Raw genomic sequence first — 5,088 nt, 5'->3', positions numbered from 1 at the left:
GGCGCGCGACTCGGCCGCGGCGTTCCGCGGCGCGGTGGAATCGATCAGCGAACTGGGCGGCGCGCATGCCGGCGACCGCACGATGCTCGATGCGCTGGTCCCGGCCGTCGCGGCATTCGAGCGTGCGCTCGACAACGATCGCGATCCCGCCGGCGCCTGGGCCGCGGCAGTCGAAGCCGCCGAGCACGGCGCGCAGGAAACCGCACGCATGACGCCGCGCGCCGGGCGCGCGAGCTATCTCGGCGAACGCGCGATCGGCACGCCGGACGGCGGCGCGGTCGCGGTGTCGTATTGGCTGCGTGCGTTGCAGGCGCACATCGGGTGAGGGTCGAAGGCGCGCCATCGGTGTCGCGCCTTCAACGCATCGGCACGCGAGACGCCACACCGCGTCACGTGCCGATGTCGAGGATCGTTGCGATGTCGGGCGGCATCACCTCTGTGCCCATCCGCAATCAATCAGCCCGTCTTCGTCCGCCCGGGCAACAACGCCGCACCAACCGCCGCCACGGCGAAACTCGCGAGCCAGCACCAATAGCCGATCGCGTCGAGATGCACGGGTTCGACGTTCCCGGCTTCGTCGACGGCAATCTGGTGCTGCGACAGGAAGCTCATCCCGAACAGCAACGCCAGACCGGCCAGCACGACCGCCTGCGCGCGGTAGCGCTTCGCGGTCAGCAGCCAGGCGGCGAACACGAGCGGATTCGCGAGCCATGCATAGATACCGACGAGCACGCCCATCCAGCCCGTCAACAGCACCTGCCAGCCGTCGGCCCATGGATGCGGAGCGGGCGCGCCGGTGCGGAACGGCGCGGTGAACATGGCGACCAGATAGAACAGCACGCTGATCGCGAGCAACACGGTCGTGACGCGGCCCATCGGCGGGCGAACGGGCGCGGTGGCGGAAGTCGATGGTTTCATCGTCGGGCCGGGTGTCCGGCGTCGCGGCGCGCCGCCGGACTCACCCGATGCACGTCGCTCAGGCGCCTTCGACCAGCACGGCGCGATAGCGCGCGCCCTTGAAGCGGTGCTGGGCGACGGCCTGGTATTCCGGGCCGTGATACCACGCGTGCGCGGCTTCCTTCGACGGGAATTCGACGATCACGACGCCTTCCGGGCCTTCGCCCTCGAGCGTCTCCTGCGGCCCGTAGGCTGCGAGCACCTTCACCGGATGCCCGGCGAGCGTTGCGCCAACCTTGCTCTGGTAGAGGTCGAATTCCTGCTGGTCCTGCATGCTTTCACGTGTAAACACGATGTAGGTGGCCAAGATGCGTGCTCCTGATGCGCTGCGTGGAAGGGGGATGGACCGGCGCGCATCGCCTGGTCCGGCGAACGGCGCGCGACCTGCCAGCAGCTTACAGGGGTTTGCCGACGAACGTCGGGGCTGGCCGAGTGCGCATCCGGCCGGCTTGCCGCGTGCGACAACGGTCACCCGGGTACGGCTTTTGTCGCACGCGGATGACCGGAACGAAGGCCGTCACGCAAGCGTCGCGGTGGCCTGCATCGTCAGCCAGCCGTCGCGATCCTTCGCCCACAGCTCGATCGTCCGGCCGTCATCCGAAGGCTGGCCGCACAGCGTGAACGGCTCCCCGTCGAACGTCGGGCGCACCGCGCGGAACGCGAAGCTCGCGAGCGTCGCGTCGGGCCGCTCGCGATGCACGAGATCGACGAGCAGCGTCGCGATCAGCGGGCCGTGCACGACGAGCCCCGGATAGCCCTCCTCCTGCGTCACGTAGCTGCGGTCGTAGTGGATGCGGTGACCGTTGAAGGTCAGCGCCGAATAGCGGAACAGCATCACGGCGTCGGCCGTGACCGTGCGCGACCACGTCTCGCCTGCCGGCGCCACGACCGGCTTCGGCGCCGGCGAGCCCGGCTGCGGCGCATCGCGATAGACGATGTCGTGCTCTTCCTCGACGCACAACGCGCCGTCACACTCGATCCGGTGCTGCACCGTCACGAAGACGAGCCGGCCGCTGCGTCCCGTCTTGTCCTCGATGTTCTCGATCGTCGATTCGCGCGTCGCGCGCCGCCCTGTACGTAGCGGCGCATGGAAAGTCAGGCGGCCGCCGGCCCACATGCGGCGCGGCAGCGGCACGGGCGGCAGGAAGCCGCCGCGCTTCGGATGGCCATCGGGGCCGACTTCGGCCAGTGGCGCGACGGGCAGGAAATAGAGCCAGTGCCACATCGGCGGCACGACATCGCCGGGCGACGGGCGGTCGAGCGTGGCGGCCAGCGCGTTCAGCGGGAACGCGGTGATGTCGTCGCCGAGCGTTTCGGTCTTGCCCAGCCATGCGTCGAGCGACGCCTGGCCAGGGGGCTGAGAGGATGAAAGGGACACGTGCGGAATCTCCGGGTGGCTTGCAACGGCCTCAATATGCACGCCGCGCGCCGTTTCGCGAAGCCGGATTTCCCGAACCCCGGCTTCGAACCTGCCTGACCTGCCGAGCGGCCCGACCGGACGACTTTCGTCTGACCATTCGATCGCAGCCGCCAAACGCACCACCCGTGCCGGCACATCCTTACAGCTTGACCATCCCCGGCACGCCGCTTAAATTGCTTCAAACGAGCGGGCCGAACCGCGCGCAGCATGTCATCCGGGTGACAAAAACGATAGTTTGCTATCGAATTAATTTGCCCCTATCATCTCGCCCATGACCAATCTGCACGACCTCCGCCTCGCCGTCAGCAGCCTTCTCGTGCTGTCCGCGCGCAAGTGGCGCCGCACCAGTGACGGCGTGCTGACCACGTACAACGTGTCCGAGGCGTGCGCGACGCCGCTGCTGATCGCCGGGCGCCTCGGCGAAGGCGTGCGCCAGGGCACGCTCGCCGAATACGTCGGCATCGAGGGGCCATCGCTCGTGCGCCTGCTCGACCAGCTGTGCGCGGCCGGCCTCGCGCGCCGCGACGAGGATCCGCACGACCGCCGCGCGAAAACGATCTCGCTGACGGCCGCCGGCCGCGCGGTCACCGCGAAGATGGAGGAAGACCTGCGCGTGCTGCGCGCACAGGTGCTCAAGGGTGTCACGCGCGCCGATCTCGAAGCGACGCTGCGCGTGCTCGACGCCTTCAATGCGTCCGAGTCGCACACGCCCGCCGCACGCGCCTCCCACACCGGCGACGCCACGTCATGACCTATCCGAGCCTTCGCGACTGGCTGTTCTCGGGCAAGACGTTTGCCGCGTCGATGCTGGCGCTGTATCTCGGTCTGTATTTCCAGTTGCCGCGCCCGTACTGGGCGATGGCGAGCGTCTACATCGTGTCGAACCCGTTTGTCGGCGCAACGCGCTCGAAGGCGCTCTATCGCGCGCTCGGCACCGCGCTCGGCGCGGCCGCCGCGATCTTCTTCGTGCCGCCGTTCGTCGAGACGCCGCTGCTGTTCGCGATCATCGTCGCCACCTGGTGCGGCACGCTGCTCTACCTCGCGATCTCCGATCGCACCGCGCGCAGCTACGTGTTCATGCTCGCCGGCTACACGATGCCGCTGGTCGCGCTGCCGACCGTGACCGATCCGTCCACCGTGTTCGACGTCGCGATCGCACGTACCGAGGAGATCGTGCTCGGCATCGTGTGCGCGAGCGTGGTCGGCAGCGCGATCTTCCCGAACCGGCTCGCGCCGACGCTGATCGAGCGCACCGACGCGTGGTTCAAGGATGCCGCGTTCTACGGCCGCGAGACGCTGTCCGGGCACATTGCCGGCAAGGCGCTGTCCGCGTGCCGGCAACGCCTCGCGGCGACCATCACGGGCCTCGAATTCCTGCTGAGCCAGCTGAGCTACGACCATGCGCACCCGCGCATCCTCGCGCGGGCACAGGCGCTCGCGGGCCGGATGCAGCTGTTCCTGCCGCTGATGTCGTCGCTCGCCGATCCGTTGATCGCGCTGATGCGCGACCTGCACATCCGGCCGGCCGGGCTCGACGAGTTGCTCGCCGATGCCGCGACATGGTTCGACGCGCCGCTGCCGGCCGTCCGGGCCGGCACCGACGGCGACATGACCGACGACCCGGTCGCGCAACGCCTGCGCGAACGCATCGCCGCGCTGCAGCCGGCCGACGACGCGCTCGCGAGCTGGGACGGTGCGCTGCTGTCGAACGCGCTATGGCGGCTGCGCCAGGTCATCGACATCTGGCAGGACTGCCGCTCGCTGCGCGCGCTGATCGGCAACGAAGCGGGCGTCTGGCAGCCGCGCTACCGGCACTGGCGGCTTGGCGGCACCGAGCGCTTCTTCGATCGCGGGATGATGCTGTTCTCGACGCTGACCGTCGTCGCCGCGATCGTGTTCGCGAGCTGGCTGTGGATCGCGTCCGGCTGGCACGACGGCGCCGCCGCCGTCACGCTCGTGGCCGTGTCGTGCAGCTTCTTCGCCGCGCTCGACGAGCCCGCGCCGCTGGTGTTCAAGTTCTTCCTCGCGACGACCGCGAGCGTCGTGTTCGCGGGCCTGTACCTGTTCGTCGTGCTGCCGCACGTGCACGATTTCGCGATGCTCGTCGTGATGTTCGCGGGCCCGTTCATCCTGATCGGCACGCTGCTGCCGCGCCCGCAGTTCAACATGGTGACGATGCTCGTCGCCGTGAACACGGCCACCTTCATCAGCATCCAGGGTGCGTACGATGCCGATTTCTTCGTGTTCCTGAACAGCAACCTCGCGGGTGTCGCCGGGTTGTTGTTCGCCTATGTATGGACCCGTGCGACACGGCCGTTCGGCGCGGAACTCGCGGTGCGGCGCCTGCTGCGCTCGGGCTGGGAAGACGTCGCGCGCTCCGCGTCGACACAACCGCTCGACGACCAGCGCAACCACGCGTCGCGGATGCTCGACCGCGTCACTCAGCTGCTGCCGCGCCTCGGCGCGTCCGACGATCATCGCCACCCGTCGATCGAAAGCTTCCGCGACCTGCGCATCGCGCTCAATGCGCTCGACCTGCGCCGCTCGCGCCGCCGGCTGTCCGGCGACGTGCCCGACGCGATCGACCGCGTGCTGGCCGGCGTCACCGATCACTACGAACGCTGCGCCGCCGCGAACGCGCGCCAGCCGGCGCCGCCCGCGCTGCTTGCGACGATCGACGACGCCCTGCAACGCGTCGCGGGCCGCAACCT

The 5,088-nt window shown here is 69.2% G+C and carries 6 protein-coding genes; 3 read left to right on the top strand and 3 right to left on the bottom strand.

The features are described 5' to 3' along the window. The coding region (locus G3N98_RS38410; RefSeq protein ID WP_206151041.1) for a DAK2 domain-containing protein at window positions 1-325 on the top strand (325 nt) is incomplete at its 5' end. A 131-nt stretch (window positions 326-456) separates the two neighbouring features. Here the strand turns inward: G3N98_RS38410 and G3N98_RS38405 are convergent. The 3 genes from G3N98_RS38405 to G3N98_RS38395 form a co-directional block, all read right to left on the bottom strand. Further along, on the bottom strand, window positions 457-918 hold the full coding sequence (locus G3N98_RS38405) for a hypothetical protein (protein WP_206151040.1): 462 nt from the start codon (window positions 916-918) through the stop codon (window positions 457-459). A gap of 58 nt (window positions 919-976) precedes the next feature. Next, window positions 977-1,264 (bottom strand): DUF1330 domain-containing protein, encoded by a 288-nt coding sequence (locus tag G3N98_RS38400; protein ID WP_206151039.1) that lies wholly within the window; start codon window positions 1,262-1,264, stop codon window positions 977-979. 210 nt (window positions 1,265-1,474) lie between these two features. Next, on the bottom strand, window positions 1,475-2,335 hold the full coding sequence (locus G3N98_RS38395; RefSeq protein WP_206151038.1) for a MaoC family dehydratase N-terminal domain-containing protein: 861 nt from the start codon (window positions 2,333-2,335) through the stop codon (window positions 1,475-1,477). A 313-nt stretch (window positions 2,336-2,648) separates the two neighbouring features. Between G3N98_RS38395 and G3N98_RS38390 the strand changes: the two genes are divergently transcribed. Further along, complete coding sequence (locus tag G3N98_RS38390) at window positions 2,649-3,128, top strand: MarR family transcriptional regulator (protein WP_089476459.1); 480 nt, start codon at window positions 2,649-2,651, stop codon at window positions 3,126-3,128. After that, window positions 3,125-5,088 (top strand): FUSC family protein (locus tag G3N98_RS38385; RefSeq protein WP_206151037.1); only part of this gene is annotated, 1,964 nt, incomplete at its 3' end. The genes G3N98_RS38390 and G3N98_RS38385, both read left to right, overlap by 4 nt.

This window comes from Burkholderia sp. Tr-20390, assembly GCF_017104595.1.
GTDB lineage: Bacteria > Pseudomonadota > Gammaproteobacteria > Burkholderiales > Burkholderiaceae > Burkholderia.
The sequence above is the reverse complement of the archived record's forward strand: the minus strand, read 5'-3'. Positions and strand labels throughout refer to the sequence as shown.

What these genes read in the sequence shown, in the direction of transcription:
- G3N98_RS38405 (WP_206151040.1), bottom strand. Translation starts at nt 918, where the DNA reads ATGAAACCATCGACTTCCGCCACCGCGCCCGTTCGCCCGCCGATGGGC.
- G3N98_RS38390 (WP_089476459.1), top strand. Translation starts at nt 2,649, where the DNA reads ATGACCAATCTGCACGACCTCCGCCTCGCCGTCAGCAGCCTTCTCGTG.